This window comes from Pseudomonas sp. FSL R10-0056, assembly GCF_009600105.1.
Taxonomy (GTDB): Bacteria; Pseudomonadota; Gammaproteobacteria; order Pseudomonadales; family Pseudomonadaceae; genus Aquipseudomonas; species Aquipseudomonas bubulae.
In genome coordinates this window covers 83,749-103,746 of sequence record NZ_WIWL01000112.1, presented here as the reverse complement: position 1 = coordinate 103,746, position 19,998 = coordinate 83,749, and the positions used below count along the sequence as shown (strand labels likewise).

General features: G+C 57.1%; 15 protein-coding genes and 5 pseudogenes. 15 read left to right on the top strand and 5 right to left on the bottom strand.

Features of this window, described 5'->3' with window-relative positions; genetic code table 11:
- Positions 1-21: 21 nt before the first annotated feature.
- The 13 genes and pseudogenes from GHO42_RS05955 to GHO42_RS05895 form a co-directional block, all read left to right on the top strand.
- Positions 22-231 (top strand): hypothetical protein, encoded by a 210-nt coding sequence (locus tag GHO42_RS05955; RefSeq protein ID WP_153326024.1) that lies wholly within the window; start codon positions 22-24, stop codon positions 229-231.
- A gap of 14 nt (positions 232-245) precedes the next feature.
- Positions 246-1,868 (top strand): ParB family protein, encoded by a 1,623-nt coding sequence (locus GHO42_RS05950; protein ID WP_153326026.1) that lies wholly within the window; start codon positions 246-248, stop codon positions 1,866-1,868.
- Entirely contained in the window at positions 1,865-2,413 is a 549-nt protein-coding gene (locus tag GHO42_RS05945; RefSeq protein WP_153326028.1) for a DUF2857 domain-containing protein, read from the top strand. Before GHO42_RS05950 ends, GHO42_RS05945 begins: the two co-directional genes overlap by 4 nt.
- Complete coding sequence (locus tag GHO42_RS05940) at positions 2,410-3,597, top strand: STY4528 family pathogenicity island replication protein (RefSeq protein ID WP_153326030.1); 1,188 nt, start codon at positions 2,410-2,412, stop codon at positions 3,595-3,597. Before GHO42_RS05945 ends, GHO42_RS05940 begins: the two co-directional genes overlap by 4 nt.
- A 219-nt stretch (positions 3,598-3,816) precedes the next feature.
- The gene (locus tag GHO42_RS05935; RefSeq protein WP_153326032.1) at positions 3,817-4,572 is read left to right on the top strand and encodes a PFL_4669 family integrating conjugative element protein; all 756 of its coding nucleotides are present in this window, start codon (positions 3,817-3,819) and stop codon (positions 4,570-4,572) included.
- On the top strand, positions 4,569-5,087 hold the full coding sequence (locus GHO42_RS05930; RefSeq protein ID WP_153326034.1) for a DUF3158 family protein: 519 nt from the start codon (positions 4,569-4,571) through the stop codon (positions 5,085-5,087). The genes GHO42_RS05935 and GHO42_RS05930 overlap by 4 nt, the downstream gene beginning before the upstream one ends.
- The gene (locus GHO42_RS05925) at positions 5,084-5,539 is read left to right on the top strand and encodes a single-stranded DNA-binding protein (RefSeq protein WP_153326036.1); all 456 of its coding nucleotides are present in this window, start codon (positions 5,084-5,086) and stop codon (positions 5,537-5,539) included. The genes GHO42_RS05930 and GHO42_RS05925 overlap by 4 nt, the downstream gene beginning before the upstream one ends.
- 229 nt (positions 5,540-5,768) lie before the next feature.
- A pseudogene (locus GHO42_RS05920) lies at positions 5,769-7,427 on the top strand (DNA topoisomerase III); the annotation flags it as partial.
- A gap of 199 nt (positions 7,428-7,626) precedes the next feature.
- Positions 7,627-7,884: pseudogene (locus GHO42_RS05915) on the top strand (MerR family DNA-binding protein); the annotation flags it as partial.
- A 43-nt stretch (positions 7,885-7,927) separates the two neighbouring features.
- Positions 7,928-8,173 (top strand): annotated as a pseudogene (locus GHO42_RS05910) (transposase); the annotation flags it as partial.
- A gap of 13 nt (positions 8,174-8,186) precedes the next feature.
- A pseudogene (locus GHO42_RS26005) lies at positions 8,187-8,641 on the top strand (DDE-type integrase/transposase/recombinase); the annotation flags it as partial.
- A gap of 314 nt (positions 8,642-8,955) precedes the next feature.
- Positions 8,956-9,288, top strand: a complete 333-nt coding sequence (locus GHO42_RS05900) for a DUF2790 domain-containing protein (RefSeq protein ID WP_033979951.1) — start codon at positions 8,956-8,958, stop codon at positions 9,286-9,288.
- Between the two features lie 159 nt (positions 9,289-9,447).
- Positions 9,448-10,208 (top strand): annotated as a pseudogene (locus GHO42_RS05895) (OprD family outer membrane porin); the annotation flags it as partial.
- Positions 10,209-10,244: 36 nt separating this feature from the next.
- On the opposite strand, the gene GHO42_RS05890 reads toward GHO42_RS05895, so the two are convergent.
- Positions 10,245-10,514, bottom strand: a complete 270-nt coding sequence (locus GHO42_RS05890) for a hypothetical protein (protein ID WP_033979952.1) — start codon at positions 10,512-10,514, stop codon at positions 10,245-10,247.
- Positions 10,515-10,649: 135 nt separating this feature from the next.
- The gene (locus tag GHO42_RS05885) at positions 10,650-11,699 is read right to left on the bottom strand and encodes a DNA-binding protein (RefSeq protein ID WP_011154388.1); all 1,050 of its coding nucleotides are present in this window, start codon (positions 11,697-11,699) and stop codon (positions 10,650-10,652) included.
- Between the two features lie 186 nt (positions 11,700-11,885).
- Between GHO42_RS05885 and GHO42_RS05880 the strand changes: the two genes are divergently transcribed.
- The gene (locus GHO42_RS05880) at positions 11,886-12,896 is read left to right on the top strand and encodes a tyrosine-type recombinase/integrase (protein ID WP_077747747.1); all 1,011 of its coding nucleotides are present in this window, start codon (positions 11,886-11,888) and stop codon (positions 12,894-12,896) included.
- 745 nt (positions 12,897-13,641) lie between these two features.
- On the opposite strand, the gene GHO42_RS05875 is transcribed toward GHO42_RS05880, so the two are convergent.
- The 3 genes from GHO42_RS05875 to GHO42_RS05865 all read right to left on the bottom strand — a co-directional run bounded on the left by GHO42_RS05875 (position 13,642) and on the right by GHO42_RS05865 (position 17,829).
- On the bottom strand, positions 13,642-14,271 hold the full coding sequence (locus tag GHO42_RS05875; RefSeq protein ID WP_095000222.1) for a glutathione S-transferase family protein: 630 nt from the start codon (positions 14,269-14,271) through the stop codon (positions 13,642-13,644).
- A gap of 28 nt (positions 14,272-14,299) precedes the next feature.
- A complete protein-coding gene (locus GHO42_RS05870) occupies positions 14,300-15,670 on the bottom strand; it encodes an amidohydrolase family protein (RefSeq protein ID WP_133144621.1) in 1,371 nt (456 codons plus the stop codon).
- 263 nt (positions 15,671-15,933) lie between these two features.
- Complete coding sequence (locus GHO42_RS05865; RefSeq protein WP_133144620.1) at positions 15,934-17,829, bottom strand: sigma-54-dependent Fis family transcriptional regulator; 1,896 nt, start codon at positions 17,827-17,829, stop codon at positions 15,934-15,936.
- A gap of 243 nt (positions 17,830-18,072) precedes the next feature.
- Between GHO42_RS05865 and GHO42_RS05860 the strand changes: the two genes are divergently transcribed.
- Complete coding sequence (locus GHO42_RS05860; RefSeq protein WP_133144619.1) at positions 18,073-19,896, top strand: NAD(P)/FAD-dependent oxidoreductase; 1,824 nt, start codon at positions 18,073-18,075, stop codon at positions 19,894-19,896.
- Positions 19,897-19,998 lie beyond the last annotated feature (102 nt).

Sequence of the window (19,998 nt, the reverse complement as noted above, 5' to 3'; positions counted from 1 at the left end):
ATAGTTGGAGAGGAGTCTTTGATGTTGAGTCAACAGCCCATCATCGTTCAGCCGCCAATTCGGCCACACCATCACATCTACGAGGAGTACTGCACCGTGGTCTTTCGCCTGCAGGATGGACGTCCGGCCATGGGCTGGTTTCTCGCGGAACTCTGCAAACACTTCGATGGTTCCAGCACTGCCGAACTTGTGAAGTTCGAGATGGGTGACCATCTGCGTGACTGGCGTTAACCGAGGCACTACAAATGAAGAAGCTCAGCCAAGAAGAGGTCACCAGCAAGCTTCGTCAGGGGCATTTCCAACGGGGTCCAGAACTGGAGCGGCTGTCTGATCCCCTAATCGACACACCGATGCTGGTCACTCTGGAGCAGTTGCGGCCTTACGAACATAATCCGCGCTTCATCCGTAACCCGCTTTTTGACGATATCAAGGCCTCGATTCGTGAGCGCGGGCTGGATCAACCACCTCAAATTACCCGTCGTCCAGGAGAAACCAACTTCATCATCCGCAACGGTGGAAATACGCGTTTGGCGATTCTCGGCGAGCTGTGGCAGGAAACTCACGACGAACGTTTCTTCCGCATCCACTGTCTGTTCAGGCCTTGGAGCGATGAAATCACCACCCTCCTCGGGCACCTAGCAGAAAGCGATCTGCACGGTCAACTCACCTTCATTGAGCGTGCTCTTGCCGTAGCCAAAATAAAAAATATGCTTGAACCTGAGGGGGCTGCGCTTTCACAACGAGAGCTAGCACGCCGCCTTGCCGCCGGAGGTTATCCGATCTCGCAGTCACACATCAGCCGGATGCTTGACGCACTTGAATACCTACTACCCGCCATTCCACAAATCCTATATGCCGGGCTGGGTAAGCCTCAGATCGAGCGCCTGATGGCACTGCGTAGCCAGGCAGAACGGACCTGGAACCGCTACCCAACCGCCGCAGTTGCGTTCGCGGAATTTTGGCTTGATACCTTGGGCAACTTCGACACCGAGCCCGACTCCTTCGATCTTGAGCAAATACAGGCCGAACTTCTTGAGCGCATGAGTCGGCTACTGGGTCAATCCTACCGAATGCTGGCGTTAGAACTGAGCGACCCGCAACGGGTCATCACCCCTCCTAGCGATGTCGTTACACCCTCAAAGAGCAGCCCCCTGCGGGAACCTAAGGAAGCTGCGGCAGGACCTGCCTCCCAAGACCCGGCTCCAGTCGCCCCTAGGTCCCAGTCCACCACGCCGGCGTTTGCGTCTGAGTCAAATACAGTCAGCTCTCACAGCGACTCCACGCAAGTGGAGCGGCAGACGCCTGAGACAAATGTCACAACAGCCGTCAGCCCTCCGTCACGCGTCCAACAGATTCGTGAACAAATCAATTACCAGACGACTACCGAAGTGGCGCTGACCGACGAGGCCTCAGCGACCGATGACGTTTGGACCATTGCACCTACATTGGATAACCCCCAGCAGCTGCGTTTGGAGATCGCCGGACTTGCGCGAAGCATGGCGGCCTACGCCGGGTACCCCGAGAGCATCATTGATCAGACCAGTGGCTTAGGTTTTACACTCGACATCGATCAAGGAGATCTAGCAGCGCCTCGAGCGATTGGTGTTCACCTCCTGCTACTCGCCCTGCTGCGCGCTCAAGACGATGTCAATTGGGAAGACCGCAAGCAACTGCCATCAGCCCTCTTCGGCCAATTGTTGCTGGGGATTTATCAACTGCCTTTAACAGATCATCCCCCCGTAGATATCGGACTAGAGCGACTACCTGACCCTTTGTTAATCAAACTGTTTCGCTTGATCCGCCTGGCACGTCGCCTCATCGACTTAACGCTTTGCGCCGAAGACGACTCACCGAGGGAAACGCTATGAACCTGTCTTTCCATGTATTGAACCAGGCCATGCTGACCCAGGTGCTGCACGAGCTGCGTCTGGGTAATCTACAACGCTGCAAAGCCCTCGGACTGAGCGAGGATGACATCTACGTGCTGCAATCCTTACCGCCCGCCACGCTGTCGCGCTTGGCACATGCGACCGTATCCTGGGTCGAGGTCAAAATCGACTCAGCTGTGCTCCACCGACTCATCGAACAAGCCGGCCGTGACGAGCAGAACGAGCGCTTGATCAATAGAGCTCTTAAGCTGGGTGCCAGCAGCACCATCATGTACCAATGTTTCGGTTTGGCGCATTCGGAAACCGCCATGCGCCGGCGTCTGCTCAAAATAGAAACCCGCAAGGGCCGACCTCAGCACTTGAACGAAGCGCAAGAGCACTCGCTCTGGCAGCGTTGGTGTCAATTACGCACCCAGGAGGGCACCGAGGATCAGCTTGACGCCATGATGATGCTGGCCGAAGAGCAACAGATCAGCTTGACCGTCGTTTGGCAGCAGATCGATCAGTACAGCAACGGAACATGATGACTGCGCCTGCCAGTCGTTGGCAGCGTGTCTTGCAACAGTGCACCCAGCAGTTGAATGAACGCTGGCCAGCACATCCAACCGCTGACCAACCTTCAAATCAGTCCCTACAAGCTGGGTTTCTGTTTAGCGGCCAATCACACGAAGTCGTCCCACGTCGGCTGCTATTGGACAATCGGCTGACGCCATTGGAGCGAAATGCCTGGCAGGTATTTCGAATCATGCTACAAGGTCAGGGCGTGGTCACGCCGCGCTATGAGGATTTGCAGCCTTACCTCTCGAGCGCGCCCTACGCTGCGTCAGCCTCGCGAGAAACCATTGCTCGAGTGTTGACGATGCTTAGGCTGACTCGCTGGCTCAGTTTGGTGAGCCGCGGTCGCGATCAAATCAGCGGGCGACTGCAAGGTTCTTTGTACGTTCTGCACGATGAACCGTTAACTCCCGCCGAAGCCATGGAGCTGGATCCGGATTATCTAGAACTGGTCGGACATGCTCTCGGTCATGCGACGAAGGCCGTGAGGATTGTCGCTCAGCACATCGCGGAGGAGGTCCGACAGGACACGAATATTGATCGGGGTCGGTTACCGACGCGGCTCGACAGCTGGGGCGAACAGTGGACGCAGCAAGGCTTGGATCAGCCACACGGTGATGCATTCCACGATTCCGAACGGGCGGAAGATCACCACGTTCGGAATCGTGCAAGCCCTCGTTCGGATTCCGAATCATGCTTGAACGCTAATGTTTCCAGCACCGTTCGGAATCCGAACGCCGCCTGTACTGTATTAAAAGAAAGTATTTGTACTGTACCGCGCGCGACCACAGCGGTGGATAACCTGCACTGGCCCACTGCGCTGCACCTGAACCCAAGCGAGCGTCAGGCCGTCGCCGTGGCGCTGAACAAGCTCAACCCAACGGATCAGCAGGCGGTGCTTAACGAAGCGGGGGCACGCTTTGCGGCCGGTGGTATACGCAAGCCGGCGGCCTATCTGATGGGCCTGATCCAGCGTGCGCTGAAAGGCGACTTTCGTCCTTGGGCAAGTCAGGCCAAACCGGCACCCGTCGCAGAGCCGCCCCCACCCGCTCCCTCGCGGCGGACTCGGAAAAAGGGCGAACCCGCATCAGCCCTCGCCCAAGCGTGTCTGAATGAGCTGCGCCAACTGCGTGGACGCGGTGGAACTCAATAGATTTGATGCCAGTGGCATCAAATCCATAGAGCTCCAGTCTACGAAATGTCGGACCGAGCCATGGAGCTTTTAGAGGAACACCGGGACGTACTCAACTAAACGTAAACGTTATGTATTTTCTCTTTCTCATCAAACCGAACAGACCGCGTTCAGCTTTTTGGCTGCCCTTGCCCCTCATCTGTCGCAACTTCCCGTCCAAGCCTATGCGAGGACAACACCATGGCCGATCACTATCAACTCAATCTGGGTTCATTGCGCAGCAGCATCACCCTTACCCTGCATACCCACCATGCAGCCCGTATCTGGCAAGGTCGAGCCGCACGCGAAGGCGTCCACTCGATCATGGGTATGGCCGGTTACATCAGTGTCACCAACCTTATCAAACAGACTGCGGCCCATGACGATCCCTACGCCGATTGGGCCATCGTGCAGCTCGAAGAAAAACTGATGCAGGCAAAGGCTGGGATGGGAGAACTGACCCAACAGCTGGACAGGGTCAGACAGGACCTGCCAACACAAATCGACATGGGGGACAATCTCAACATCCACCCCGTTACTTTGCCGTTGTATATCGGCAGCCAACTGGGTTTTTTGGCGGTTTACCTACTGACCGACTACGACACGCTGGTCCGCCATACCCTCTTGGCCCATCACACCGCCTTGATCGGCCGAAGAGACATGGAAGCCTGGATCGACGAAGGTGCCCACCTGTTACGCAGCCTGTTCGGTCAGGCGCAACGTTATCGACATACCGGCGTTACGCGCGATGATATGGCCGCAAATAATGCCCGCGCCCTGGCGGCCGTGGAGAAGTATGGATTGCCCCCGCTGGACATCCTTGAGGGTCATCGCCGTTCTCAATTTGCGCCGCCGATCATTCGCCGTGGTGCTGTAGCAGTGGATGACGCTGACGCTTTGGCAGACGTAGTGGACGGCCCGTCTGTGAGCGTAGATGAGCCGGAGGCTGATGCATGAATCCCATGATCTTGATTCAACCAATGCCCTTCGCAGCGTTGACACCGGATGCCTATCGACAGCTCGAACACGCAGCCTCCCTAAAAGGCCTTTTAAAACCTTTTAAGGGTAAGGGGGAGTTGGAGCACCTGGCGCAGGTGGCGAGGGAAATCGAGGCGCAGTTATGTCGCCTGATGGAGGCTGTCGTGCAGCAAGCCGGGGAACCGCGGTACTCGCTATTGAAGATACGATTGGTGCTGCAGAAGACCAGTGCGGGCAGCACCTTTTTGCGTTGGCGCACCCGTGATTTTTCTCGCATGGGTGTGGCAGTTTGGGAACGTCAGATCTCCAACAAAGCATTGCCGCAGATCGTACGAGAGGAATTGCACCGTTTCGAATGCGCGCGTATCGCACTAAACCTTCAGATGAGTGTGGTGCATTCGCTCTACCGCCAGGCTACGACCTGCGCGATCAAAATGGCCAGTGCCGAACAGTTGCTGCGCCAGTTCACACCCGCAGTGGAGAAAACACGATGAGTACTTTTTTCGTCGGCGAAGGCAATATAGGCAGTGCGCCAGAGTTCCAGGAATTCGCCTCAGGCAATGACGAGCCACGGCGATTGCTCCGGTTGAATGTGTACTTCGACAACCCCATCCCACGCGAGGGCAGCTATGAAGATCGGGGCGGCTATTGGGCGCCGGTTGAGCTCTGGCACCGTGAGGCTGAACACTGGAGCACGCTGTACCAGAAAGGCATGCGCGTGCTGGTCGAAGGTCGTACGGTGCGCGATGAGTGGGAGGACAGCGAAGACAATGCACGGGTTACCTTCAAGATCGAGGCCCGTCGAGTCGGCGTCCTGCCTCACCGGGTACACAGTGTGGTCATGCGGGAACGCTCCAGTGAAACGGCGGCCTCTCAAAATACAGAACAGGGCAGTTCACCGACGTCGAAATCCAAGAAACACAGAGGGCAATCACCTAAGGCCTGAACGACTTCAGGCATAAAAATTGCGCCTTTGCGCGAAGTTCCTGGCCTGTCATTGCTCGCTGCTCGTGAAGCCCCCCAACCCAGTTACGAACGCTCCAATAAAGTAGCAGCTTCAGCCCATTCAAGGCCGCCCTCACCGACTAATATGAGGAACCTGCCATTCAGGTTTCTCATATCTCGCCCCTGCTACTTCGAACAACGCTGCTCCGAACTCAATCCGGAGTAGTTATATGCGCCTCTTCCTCTGCGAAAAACCTTCCCAGGGTCGTGACATCGCCAAGGTTCTCGGAGCCACTCGGCGTGGCGATGGTTGCCTGATCAGCCCCGAGACAACTGTCACATGGTGTATCGGCCACCTACTGGAGACGGCCCCGCCTGAAGCCTACGGCACTCAGTACAAGAACTGGTCGCTGGATCATCTACCGATCATTCCGGCGCAGTGGCAAGTGCAGGTCAAACCCAAGACTGCCGCGCAGTTCAAAATCATCAAACGCCTGCTCAGCGAAGCCACCACCGTTGTCATCGCAACCGACGCCGACCGCGAAGGTGAGATGATTGCCCGCGAATTATTGGAGCTCTGCCAGTACCAAGGCTCTGTTCAGCGCCTCTGGCTGTCCGCACTCAACGAAGCATCGATTCGCAGGGCACTGACCTCGCTGAAGTCTGGTCAGGAGACCTTCCCGCTCTATCACTCGGCCCTCGCCCGCAGCCGTGCCGACTGGCTGATCGGCATTAACCTCAGTCGTTTGTTTACCCTTCTTGGTCGGCGGGCAGGCTACGACGGCGTTTTGTCAGTGGGGCGCGTCCAGACACCCACCTTACGTCTAGTGGTCGATCGGGATCGTGCGATTGCCGGCTTCGTCCCGGTGCCTTACTGGAACGTTGAGGTACACCTATCGTCGATGGGCCAGCGATTCATCGCGTCGTGGTTACCGCCATGCTCAGGACGGGACGAGTCGGGACGTTGCCTACAACAAGTGCTTGCCCATCACGCGGCCCAAATAATCACCGACGAGAAGTCCGCCACGGTACTCTCGTTACATACTGAGCATTTCCGAGAACCGCCGCCACTGCCTTTCGACCTAAGCACGTTGCAGGAAGTCTGCTCGCGTAAGCTGGGGCTCGGCGTCCAGGAAACCTTGAACATCGCCCAAGCCCTGTATGAAACCCACAAAGCCACCACCTACCCGCGCAGCGATTGCCGCTATTTGCCAGAGAATATGTTCAACGAGGCTCCCGCAGTACTCGACGCCCTGCTCAAAACGGATCCTGCACTCAGACCTGCATTCGAGGACCTCGATCAATCATTGCGCTCCCGCGCATGGAACAATGCCAAGGTCACTGCGCACCACGGCATCATCCCCACCACTGAACCGGCAAACCTGGTGCGGATGTCCGAACAAGAACGCCATGTCTACGAACTGATCCGTAGCCACTACCTAGCGCAGTTTCTTCCGCATCATGAGTTTGATCGGACCCAGGTCGAACTGACGTGTGGCGAAGAACGATTGACCGCTGTGGGCAAACTGATCTTGGTCCAGGGCTGGAAAAGCTCGCTCTCCGAAAACACCGAGGAGGATGAACCCAGTCACAAATCCCAAGTCTTACCCATCTTGCAACAGGGGACGCAGTGCGCAGTCGACGATGTCGAACTCAAATCCATGCGAACTGCCGCTCCTAAACCTTTTACCGAGGGTGATCTGATCAAGGCGATGAAAAACGTCGCCAAGCTTGTCAACGACCCACGCCTGAAACAGAAACTTCGGGACACCACCGGTATCGGAACCGAAGCCACACGAGCCGGCATTATCAAAGGGTTAATTGATGGGGTTGGGGGAGCAACGGAACAGAAAGTGCACTTAAGCTCAGTCGCTGCCCCGCAAACCCTTGCAACGTCTGGATAGTTTCGAAAAACGACCGTTTTATGAAACCGTTTCCGCTATCGCGAGGAAAGGTCACCAACACCCGAAAATCAGTGCAATAAACCTTTCTCACGAATCAAAGTTCGTTAATTCGCAGTCGCTGACGAGTAAAACGAACTCTAATTCGGCTTACGTTGGTTTTCAGTTCCATTGCTCCCCAACCCCCGATGTCGCCCGGGTGAAATTCGTAAAGTCCGCGCAACGGCTGGGCTTTAGCCTCGAAGAAGTGGCCGGGCTGTTGAGGCTCGATGACGGCGCTCACTGTGATGAAGCGCGCGTGCTCGCCGAGCAGAAGCTTGGGGATGTGCGTGGCAAGCTCGCGGATCTGCGACGGATCGAGTCTGTTTTGGTGCAACTGGTTCACGACTGTTGTGCGAGCCACGGGACCGTTTCCTGTCCGCTAATCGTTTCGCTGCATGGGTAAAACGCTCTGCGTTGGCCAGTGGTTGTGAAGGGAACCAGCGGACAAGGTCTACGGCTGCCGCGGCTGTGAAGCCGCACCGGTCACCGCCGACAAACCGGCTCAACTGATCGAAAAGAGCATGGCCAGTCCTAGCGTCCTGGCGATGCTGTTGATCACCAAATACGTCGATGGTCTGCCGCTGCACCGCTTCAAAAAAATCCTCGGTCGTCACGGCGTCGATATCCCCCGCCAAACCCTGGCGCGCTGGGTGATCCAGTGCGGCGAGCACCTGCAACCGCTGCTGAATCTGTCTACGAAAACAGCCCGGCGTGCCGCGTCGGCACGAAGGCCGTATTGCGGTGCAAACCAGCGATACGCGTTGGTGCTCGGACGGCTTTGAGTTCCGCTGCGAGGACGGAGCCAAATTGAGCGTAACCTTCGCCCTGGACTGCTGTGATCGCGAGGCCATCGGCTAGGTCGCGAGCCCGACCGGGTACAGCGGCGATGATATCCGCGACTTGATGCTGGAAAGCGTGGAGAGGCGCTTCGGTGATCAACTGCCCGCCACGCCGGTGCAATGGCTAAGCGATAACGGCTCGGCGTACACCGCCGACCAGACGTGCCTGTTTGCTCGACAGATCGGCTTGCAGCCGGTGACCCCCCAGTTCGCAGCCCGCAGAGCAACGGCATGGCCGAGAGCTTCGTGAAGACGATCAAGCGTGATTACGTGGCGCACATACCTAAGCCGGATCGAGAAACGGCACTACGTAACTTGGCCAATCCCTGTGATCCTGCGTGGTCGTCTTACTTTGCCCAACGTCGAGCTGCGATAGACGTGGATTGATTGCCCGGTACTAGACCATGGTGCTGACGAAAGACTTGAGCCGGATGAGGCGCGACTCTCATGCCCGGTTCTTTGGGGGCGGTGGCGCAGTAATGCGCTGCTGTTACCCGACGAAAGTGTACTTAAGCCCTACCATCTTATCTCGGCGCCATAAACCAGGACCTTCATCTCCTCCCTCCTTGATTCCGTACTTAACTACGGAGGTAGAGTTGAATCGTGGATCGAAAACCCGAGAGGAGATCGCCGTTATGAAACACCTAAGACTGCTGCTGATAGTGAGTGCGACTCTGCTGTCATCCACCGTATGGGCCGATGGCAGTTCCGATCGCCTGTACGGTAAGATGATCCAGGCCAACGAGCAATCCATGCGCGAATACGCTAGCGCCCAAGGCAAGAACCCGCCAGAAGTCACTCACTACCGCTATGGCATGAAGCTCGACATCGCCAAGGTCATTCACGTCACGTCGACCAATGGCAACTGCGATGTGATGCCTGCGCAAATGACCTACGAGGATTCGAGCGGAAACCTGCATATTCTGGAGTACCGCGTATCAGGAACGGACTGCAGGAGCCAGCACTGAGCATTGTTGACGTGTTGCTGACGGAAAAGTAATTTTCACGTCACCCTGACGTTATTTTGCATGTGGAAGTATGTAAGAAGCGCACCCGGCTATGCCCGGCGCGCTTCGGCATATACACAACCGCACAATGAAAAATCTGCCAAAACATCAAGAGCGTTTATGAACAACAAGGCCCTGTTGGGACTTTCTCAGATCGTCTTGAGCATCAGCGCTGCGCAGGCTGCAATGGCCGCCGAGGAAAAAGGCGAGGGATTCATCGAAGGCAGCAGCCTGAGCATCTTCAATCGAAATTTCTACTTCAACCGTGATTTTCGCAAAGGCCAGTCCAGCAGTACAGGAAATGGCTACTCGGAAGAATGGGCCCACGGAGTCATAGGCCGATTCGAGTCGGGCTCGGCCAGGCCGAGGACAATTACTCCAAGCTCGGCGGCGCCGTAAAGACCCGTTTCCTGGACACTGAAATCAAAGTAGGCGATGTCTTCCCTGTCACGCCTGTCGTGCAGTACGGCGATTCGCGACTGCTTCCGGAAAGCTTCCGCGGCGTCACCGCATACAACACCAGTGTCGAGGGCTTGGTGCTACAGGGCGGACGCCTGCACGCGATGAGCCAACCCAGCTCCAGCAGCATGCGGGATGATTTTGCAACCTTCTACGCAGGCGAAGTCGGCTCTCCGTGGATAGTCGGCGGTGATTACACACCCAACGACAACCTTGGCTTCAGCCTTTACACCAGTTGTCTCAAGGATGCCTGAAACCAATACTATACCGGCACTACCTGGAGCTACCCGCTTGCAGATGATGTCGCCTTGGTCGGTGGTTTGAATTACTACAAGGCCGTCGATGAGGGGAAGCAGCTCCTCGGCAGTTTTGAGAACGATATCTGGAGCGGCAAGGTCGGCCTCCGTGTCGGGGCGCACACCGGCGAGGGACGGAGACGGCCGACGTGAACCAGATCGCTATTGTGCCTTGCTATCGCCCTTCGGGGACTCCATTCCAATGTGTTGGTTCATGTTCTCCATCATTGTATTGCAGTTTTTCATCATCTTGGACATTTCCTGCATGTCCATCATCGGCATATGGTTGCCGTCCATCATGTGCATGTCCTCACCCTTATTTGTCTCGGCACTGCTTTGGGCGGGGGCTTTGGCCTGTTCGGCAAATCCCGTGGCAACAGTTCCAAGGGCTATGAAGGTAGCAAGGACGGTGTAGGTAATGGCGTTACGCATGGCGACTCTCCTCATCTACGACCTTGGTTTCCAGCCAGGCTGTGTATTGAAGAGTTGATTGCTCCACTGTCCTCCTGTTTGGCTCCTTTGGTTTGGAGGATGGTTTCAGGCGCCTGAGGTAGGCGCCTTTTTCGGTCAACAAGTCTTCGGCTTCATCGCTCTGGACTCTGCGAGCTGGCTTGACAGCACCGCGTTGTCTTGCACGAGAAGCTGCTTTTCTGTGGCCAACTGGCTCAATTGGCTTTCAGTTTGGCTTAAGCGTTCCGCCAGCAGGCTTCGCTCCCGTTCATTGACGGCCAGGTAAGTCCGCGTCTCAGCCAAACGCTGCTCACCTTGGCCATGGCGCTGCTCCAGTGCCTGATGCGACTGTTGCAAGTCGGTGAATTGAAGTAAGACGTGTTCATGCGCAATCTGACTCTGCGCGAGCGTCGCTTGCGTCGTGAGCAGGGTGCTCTCTAGACGATCATGGTCCTGCACCAGGCGTTGTTCCTGCGCCTGCAGTTCGCCCAGGCGGGTTTGCTGCGCGAGCAGACGCTGCCGGAGCGCTGCCAATTCGTGTTCCAGGCGCTGCTGGCGTTGCTCAGTGGCCTGGCGCTCGTCGCTGCGTTGTTGCGCGACCGATGCCTGGTAGTGCTCAAACTGCTCCCGCGCTTGTTGCAGTTGCCGGGTCAGTGCGGCCGCCTCGGCGGCGCGGTCAGCCAGACGTTGTTCGAGCCCGGTCTTTTCACTGCCCAGGCTGGCCAGGGCGATCTCCTGACGCTGCAGGGTGTCAGCCAGCCCCTGGCTGCGCGTAGTGGCTACGGCAAGTGCCTGGGCCTGCTGCTCCTGAACGCTGAGTTGCGCGTCGCGCTCGACGAATGCCTGCTGCAACTGTTCCTGCAACGCGTCGGCCTCTGCCTGGTGAGCCGCTACGGCCTGCTGGAGTTGGACGGCCGCCTCCGCCTGAACTTTTTCGTACAGTCCTTTCAGCGCCAGGACCAGCTCCGCGGGCAATCCCAGTTCGGCCTGGGCCAGCGTGCCGGGATGCGCGGCTTTCCAACGCTTTAACAACGGAGCAATCGTGCTTTTGCTGCCCGTCCCACCCAGGGCGACGCGGATGCTGTCAATGGTGGGGTTGTGGCCCGCAGCCACCAGTTGGGTGGCCGCCTGGGCAACATGCAGGTAGAGGACGCCGGAACGGGCCATGAACACCTCGGATTTTTTCGTACCGTATTATGGAAAACGTAATACCTCGATTTAAGTACAGAATAGTTCAGCCGACTGAGACCGTCAGTTGACCCACGATAAGCGCGGTTATCGTGAGTTAAGTCATCGCGATCGAGGGTTGTGTCTATAATCTGCGGTACACATGGCCTAAACAGGCGCTTCGTGATGACAGCCGGCAATAATGACGAAAACCTCCCCACCAGGCGGCACGAAGAGCCGACAGTACTTGCGCGTACCCCCGGTACGCTCACCACCCCCGAACAATTGGCTGAGCAACATCAGCGTTTTCTCGCCGCCGCGACAACCGACAACACCCGGCGCACCTACCGCTCGGCCATTCGCCACTTTCTCGCCTGGGGCGGCGTGCTGCCGTGCGATGAAGCCGCGCTGATTCGTTATCTATTGTCTTTTGCGGAAGTATTGAACCCGCGCACCCTGGCCCTGCGCCTCACGGCGCTGTCGCAATGGCACCGTTATCAGGGTTTTCCTGACCCTACCGCCAGCGCCACCGTGGGCAAAACCTTGCGCGGTATTGAGCGGGTGAACGGGCGGCCTCGACAAAAAGCCAAGGCCCTGGTCCTAGAGGATCTCGAACGCATCGTGGTGCACCTGAACACGCTCGACGGACTGGCGACACTGCGGGACAGTGCACTGCTCCAGGTCGGGTATTTTGGTGCGTTCCGGCGCAGCGAATTGGTCACGCTGGAGATGCAATACCTCGAGTGGGAGCAGGAAGGTCTACGGATCACGCTGCCCCGTTCCAAGACCGATCAGGAGGGCGAGGGACTCGACAAGGCGATCCCATACGGCGACAGCATCTGCTGCCCCGCGACAGCGCTACGCCGGTGGTTGGACGCGGCTCAGATCGTTCAGGGGCCACTGTTCCGGCGCATCAGCCGCTGGGGCGTACTCGGCGAGGTGGCACTGCACGAGGGCAGCGTGAATACCATCCTGACGGCACGTGCCGAAGCCGCAGGGCTGTTGTATGTGCCCGAACTGAGCAGCCACAGTCTGCGTCGGGGACTGGCTACCAGTGCGCATCGGGCTGGGGCGGATTTCCTTGAGATCAAACGACAGGGTGGCTGGCGGCACGATGGCACCGTACACGGCTATATCGAGGAAGCTGGAGCTTTCGAGGAGAATGCGGCTGGCTCGTTATTACGACGCAAACCGTAGCCAAGGTTTGTAAGCAGGGCTGGTTAGAATCCCAAGTGGCCACCCTCTATTCTCGACCGTCCTTCCGCAGCACATGAGCAGTTCCCTTAAAAACAGTTACTTACAGAACGAATGTCCTAATTTTTGGCTTATCTCGGCACGCCCCCTGATCCACAGAATCTCGGTGCCCGTTGCTTGCAACGCAAGGGTCAGTGACGGAACCGCGACATGAAGAATGGTGTAATCCAGGACAATCGGCATAAAAGCCAGAATGACCGACATGAGGACTAACCAACGGTTTGAGTTGCCATTAGACACAATAAAGAGACCTTTTTACCGGGATCCCGGTCTTCAAACGGTTGTGAGCCGTTTTAAGCCGTTGTTGTTACCACGCTTGCGCCCCAAGGCTGCGCCGCGATGCTAACCCATATCCCCCGGCTTTCCCGCCGTGCAAATGTGAAGCTTTGTGAAGTCCAGGGTTTGAACCAGGACGATTCAGCCCTGCCCTGGAAACTGTAATCTGGCCTGATGAAAAGACACTATCGGCGCCCAGGCAGCGCCCTGCTCGACCTCTATCGGTTCGGTCCCCCTCAGCAGCGTCTGCCGTTCGGATACTTCCAGTGGGGCCCGGATACAATCTGCTCCAGCCTCTGTGGGAGCGGGCTTGCTCGCGATGGTCGTTAACGATGATGCGTAGTTACTGGGTAAATGCGCAGCTCTGAAGATCATCACGAGCAAGCCCCCCCTATGACCAGCCGCCTCTCAACTATTCGTCGAGTTCATGCTCAAGCTTCAATGCTCGCTTCCAGCTGTCCAGTGCTGCCAGACGTTGCAGGTAAGCCTGCAGATGTGGGTACTGCGCCCCGCACTTCATCTGCTCGACCACCGTGATGGCAACAAAAGCCAGCATGAAGTCAGCCCCTGACAATGTGTCCCCCACAATGAAGGTTCTGTTCGCAAGCGTACTGTCCAGAAACCCCAGTACTTTATCGAACTCAGTCCGGGTATAGCCGTCCAGGAACTTGAGCTGAGTCCCTGCATTGATTTCAAACTGGGTGAACAGCTTGAGTAGCACCGGCACCATCGCCGAGCTTTCTGCAAAATGAATCCATTGCAGGTACTGAAGATAGTCTGGTGAGCTGAACGCGGGCTCCAGCCGGGGCGCAAAGCGGCGAATCAAGTATTCGACGATGGCGCCGGATTCAACCAGCACCTGTCCGTCCAGCTCAATCACCGGTGACTTGCCTAGCGGGTGAATGTCTTTCAGTGAGGCCGGGGCGAGATGAGTGGCAGGATCACGCTGATAGCGAATCAGGGTGTAAGGCTCTCCCATTTCTTCAAGCAGCCAAAGAATACGCAGTGATCGGGACGCGTTGAGGTGGTGAAGTGTGATCATGAAGACTCTCTCTGTTTATGATGGATGATTAGAAGTTCTTCTTATATATTTTCCCGCCTTTCATAATCATGCTGATAGTTGCATCCGGGGCCTCCAGAAACCCCAGGCTCACCGTGGGATCTCCCTCGACAACCAACAGATCAGCCAATGCACCTGCTTCTATCTGGCCAATTTTACCGGGATATGGATTGCGGGCTCCCGACAGCCCCAACAGTTCCCCATTCATCTTTGTTGCCATGTTCACGACGTCGTGTGCAGCGTAAAACCGGGTCAACTTTGCAAGCTGTCTTCCCTGAGTGGATGTCTTTTGCGGATTAAATAAAACATCAGTCCCCCAGGCCGTTTTTATATTGAAGCGCTGAGCAAACTCATAGGCTCTCGCGGTGCCCTCAGCCACCACGCGCTGGCGCTCACGCCGTACAGGATCAGGATAAACATTAGCATCTTCATCTTGCAAAAAAGGCTGAAGACTCCACCAGATATCGTTGTCTGCCATCATGCGCGCGGTTTCTTCATCCGCCAGTTGGCCATGCTCGATCGATTTCACACCGGCGCGAATGGCACGCTGGATACTTCTGGGCGTGTACGCATGCACCATCACATAGGTGCCCCAATCGGCAGCGGCTTCAACCGCCATTCTTAATTCTGACTCCAGAAACTGGGTGCTATCGAGATGGTCATACGTAGACGCAACGCCGCCACCGGCCATCAATTTTAGCTGTGATGCCCCAAGCATAAGCTGTTCTCTGGCCCGTCTGAGCACTTCGGCATCGCCATCAGCTATGGCTGCAGCACCCAGTTGCTCAGTCACGCTCAGTGGTCTGAGTGAGCTGCGGGGAATCTCTGATCGCATCCTGAAATCACCGTGGCCAGAGGTCTGTGAAATCATTGCGCCGGAAGGATAAATACGAGGCCCTGCAATAACACCCTCATCAATGGCACGCTTCAATGCGAACGAAGGTCCTCCAGGATCGCGAACCGTCGTAAAGCCGCGCATCAAGGTGCTTTCTGCTTCGCGGGCGGCGACTAAATGGATATAGCCCGGGTCTGCGCTCATCGCGTCAAGTTGTGTGATGCCCGCTAACGTAGTGTGCCAGTGGGCATCAATCAATCCCGGCATCACCACTCTTCGCCCGCAATCGATAACCACGGCGCCTTCAACCTCTGTATTGGCGGGTAGCAGTGAGTCGATCACGCCATCCTTGATCAGGATGCAGACGTTATCGTCAAGCACAGCGCTACCGTTGAATAAGCGAAGATTCTTGAGCAACAGCGTGCTCGCGCTGGATTCAGCGTTTGTACCTTGTCCTGAGGCAGTCGATGCGCGCACTGCAGAAAGTTGTGCACCTTTGGGTTTGATACCGCTATAGACATCACGTCGAGACAGATCAAGCATCATTCTCGCGTGAAAGTCCTGTATATCCGGCGAGCTACAGGTGCACAGGTAATGTACTTCACGTTCAACATGATGACTGGGTGTAAAACGCGTATTGGACCTGGCAGATTTAAGCCTCATATCGAACGTTCCGTAAGCATTTTCAGGAACAGAGACTATAGATCGAATTAAAAACGCTGATCGAGGGGAAAGCTCGAGAACATTTATCGTTTGTATCCCCGGTGCAGGTACACAGAGACAGGAAGCGCGGCACTGTCGCTTTCCTTTCAACCAGGCCGTGCAATACCGTGGTGTCGCAATTTGCGATAGAGCGTATTTCGGCTAATCCCCAGGCGGGCTGCAACATGGGCGATATGCCAATGTTCTGCCTCGATCAATGCCAGTAGCGTCTGCCGTTCGGATACGCCAAGCGGATCTTCGGCCAACGCGACTGGCACTGCTACTGCCGGCAGCAACTCCGCCAAATCGTCCAGAGTGACACGCCCCTCCAATGACAACGCTACTAGCGTGCGCAGGCACGTACGCAGCTGCCGGACATTGCCCGGCCAGGGTTGCTTCAGCAAGCGCTCTCTGACGCCGGCCTCCAGCCGGATTCTTGTACCTTTTGTCTCTTCGAGCAGCAGAAGGTCGAGCACACTGCCCTTGTCTGATCGTTCACGCAACGGTGGGAGCTGCACGGTGAACCCGGCAATGCGATAAAACAGATCTTCGCGAAAGCGCCCCCCGACCACACCGGCGTTCAGATCCTGGTGACTGGCACTGATAAGGCGTACGTCGAGGGGACGTGCTGTCGCGCCACCTAGCGGCATCACCTGACGCTCCTCCAGCACTCGCAGCAGTCGGGTCTGAAGCGCCAGGGGCATATCGGCGATTTCATCGAGAAATAGAATGCCGCCATGGGCCTGCTCAAGTTTACCGACCATCCCGTCCTTGCGTGCGCCGGTGAAGCTGCCACCACGATAGCCGAACAGCTCGCTTTCGATCAGCGTTTCCGGAATGGCCGCGCAATTGATCGCCACAAACGGCTGGCCCGCTCTGGAGCTGGCACGATGCAGCGCTGCCGCAAAAGCTTCTTTGCCGGTACCGGTTTCGCCCTGTAAAAATACGGGAACGTCTCGCTCCAAAACCCGTAATGCGCGGGCAAAGCCGCGTTGCAGACGCGGGTCTTCCAGGCATACATGCACGTCGTTGATGATGGGCGCTGGCGGCGTTAGCAAAGGCGATCGGTGCACGGGTTCCCGCAACTGTCCGTAGATCAGGCGCCCGTCCACCAGCCGCATTGGCCAACAGACACTCGTCTGAGCGCTGGCCTGACTCATTATCTGATCCACAGGTGTTTCCAGCAGCATTGTCAGAGGCTGCCCAACCACCTGGTCACGGCTGAGGCCCAGCAGATCCAGCGCAGCATGATTGATTGAACAGATACGGGCACTCTCGTCGAAACTGAGCAGACCTTCACCCAGCAGCCCGACGAAACCAGCCTCAGGGTGCAAGCGCAGCAAGTAGCGATGCGGGTCATGCCCCAGGAAAAACGAGCTCTCGATCAGCCTGGCTGACAAGCTGGTCAATGCCATGGCCTGGAAGTGTTGCTGAAGGCTGTGGTCATCCCTCACGGATGAAAGGTTGAGTACGGCTAGCAGCTCTCCACTCGCATCGAATATCGGGCTCGCCGAGCAGGTAAGTCCGACGTGCTTGCCACGGAAATGCTCATCACGGCGGATGGTGACGTGCTGTCGCTCGACCAGGCAGGTACCGACACCGTTGGTGCCCTCACAATCTTCACTCCATACCGAGCCGAGCCACAACCCGGAACGCTGAACCTCTGCTCGCTCGGATTCGTTGAACACGCTGTCGATGGCCACCCCCCGTGCATCGGTGAGTAGTACCACATGGCCGTCACGCCCGAGTTGTTGGTGCAAGTTGCTCATCTGCCAATGCGCCACGGCGATGATGTGCTCCAGTGGCGCGCGGTGATCCTGCAAGCGTGGATGCTCAACCACGTTAGGTGCGCGGCGACTGGCAGGGTCGAGCTGATACTGGTCCAGGCAGCGGCGCCAGGAGCGTGTAATGGCCAGGTCAGCACCAGGGCTGTGGCTGGCGACAGTGCCCTGCACGGCTTGTAGCACTTGTTGTGCATGGGCGTTGATCAAGGCCGGCTTCATTATTCTTGTTCTCCGTTACGGTCAGGACACGGGTCTGTTGGCAGCTTATATGAAAAGATTGCAACGAGCGCTTTTTGCACCGGGTGACACTCTGTCATCAGCATTTCCAGAAACGTGACAGAGATCCGGATCAAGATCTGAGCCGTAATGCCGCAACGGCTCTGCAACGGGGTTTTGATAGAGATGGCCCGGGCCTTGCTCTGGGTAAGTTGTTACTAAAACAACAAGATCGGGAGAAGCCCCATGAACATCGCTGTCGAAACCCCCCTGCACACGCCTACGGCTCAGCTTGCCGCTTGGGTCGAGAGCCTCAACGAACGTCTCGCCCAGCGTGATCTGGACGGCACGCTGGCATTGTTTGCCAGCGAGTGTCACTGGCGCGACCTGCTGCTTTTCAGTTGGAACCTGGTGACCCTGGAAGGCAAACCTGCCATTCGCGACCTGCTTGAAACACGCCTCGACCAGACTCGCCCCGAGCGGTGGAAAGTGGAAGGTGAAGCGGCGCTGAATAACGGTGTGCTCGAAGGCTGGATCAGCCTGGAAACACAAGCGGCGCGGGGTAAAGGCTATGTGCGGCTGAAGGATGGTTTGTGCTGGACGCTGCTGACGGCCATGCGCGAGCTCAAAGGTTTTGAAGAACCCAGTGGTCGCCGTCGTCCGATGGGTGCCAGTCATGGTCACGCCCACGCTGACAAGCGCAACTGGCTGGAGCGCCGCCGCGATGAAGAAGCATCGCTGGGGATCACCACTCAACCCTATTGCCTGATCGTGGGCGGCGGTCAGGGGGGGCTGGGGCTCGCTGCGCGGCTCAAGCGAATGGGCGTGCCTACCCTGATCATCGACAAGGCTGACCGACCCGGCGATCAGTGGCGTGGACGTTACAAGTCGCTGTGTCTGCACGACCCTGTCTGGTACGACCATATGCCTTACCTGCCCTTCCCCGATCATTGGCCGGTTTTCACCCCAAAAGACCAGATTGGCGACTGGCTGGAAATGTACAGCAAAGTCATGGAGCTCAATTACTGGCCGCGTACGGAATGCGTGAGCGCCAGCTTTGACGAGCAAAGTGGCACCTGGAAGGTTGAAGTACAGCGTGATGGCGAACCTGTGACGCTACAACCGACCCAGTTGATTCTCGCCACCGGCATGTCTGGCGTACCCAATGTGCCACGTTATCCGGGAGCCGAGGTTTTCAATGGCCAGCAGTATCATTCCAGCCGCCATCTCGGTGGCGACGCCTGGAGCGGCAAGCGCGCGGTGGTCATCGGTGCGAACAATTCGGCTCACGACATCTGCGCCGACCTGGTGGAGAACGGCGCCGAGGTGACCATGGTGCAGCGCTCCAGTACCCACATCGTGCGTTCCGACAGTCTGATGGAGCTGGTCTTCGGCGGGCTCTACTCGGAAGACGCCCTGGAGACGGGTTTGACCACGGACAAGGCCGACATGCTGTTCGCCTCGATCCCGTACAAGGTGATGCCAGGCTTTCATCAACCCATCTTTGCGGCGATCAAGGAGCGTGACAAGGACTTCTACGAGCGCCTGGCCAAGGCTGGTTTCATGCTCGATTTCGGTGACGATGAGTCTGGCCTTTTCATGAAGTATGTACGCCGTGGTTCGGGTTACTACATCGATGTCGGCGCCAGCGAACTGATCGCTAACGGCACGATCAAGCTCAAGAGCGCACCTGGCCTTGGTGTCGAATGTATCGAAGCCGATGCCGTCGTACTCAACGATGGCAGCCGCCTACCGGCAGATCTGATCGTCTACGCCACAGGCTATGGCTCAATGAATGGTTGGGCGGCAAAGCTGATTTCCCAGGAAGTAGCTGACAAAGTCGGGCGCTGCTGGGGCCTGGGTTCTGGCACCACGAATGATCCTGGCCCTTACGAGGGCGAACTGCGCAACATGTGGAAGCCGACACAGCAGGAAAACCTCTGGTTCCACGGTGGCAACCTGCATCAGTCGCGGCATTATTCGCTGTATCTGGCGCTGCAGCTAAAAGCGCGCTTCGAAGGGATCAATACCTCCGTCTACGGCCTTGCAAAGAGTCACCACACGGGCTGATTCAAATGGCGCCCAGCTGTGGTTGGGCGCCTTTGCACAATATTCCGGATACATTCCGGGCTAAAAGCTGCAGGCGTTCGAGTACAATGTGTTTCCTATCAA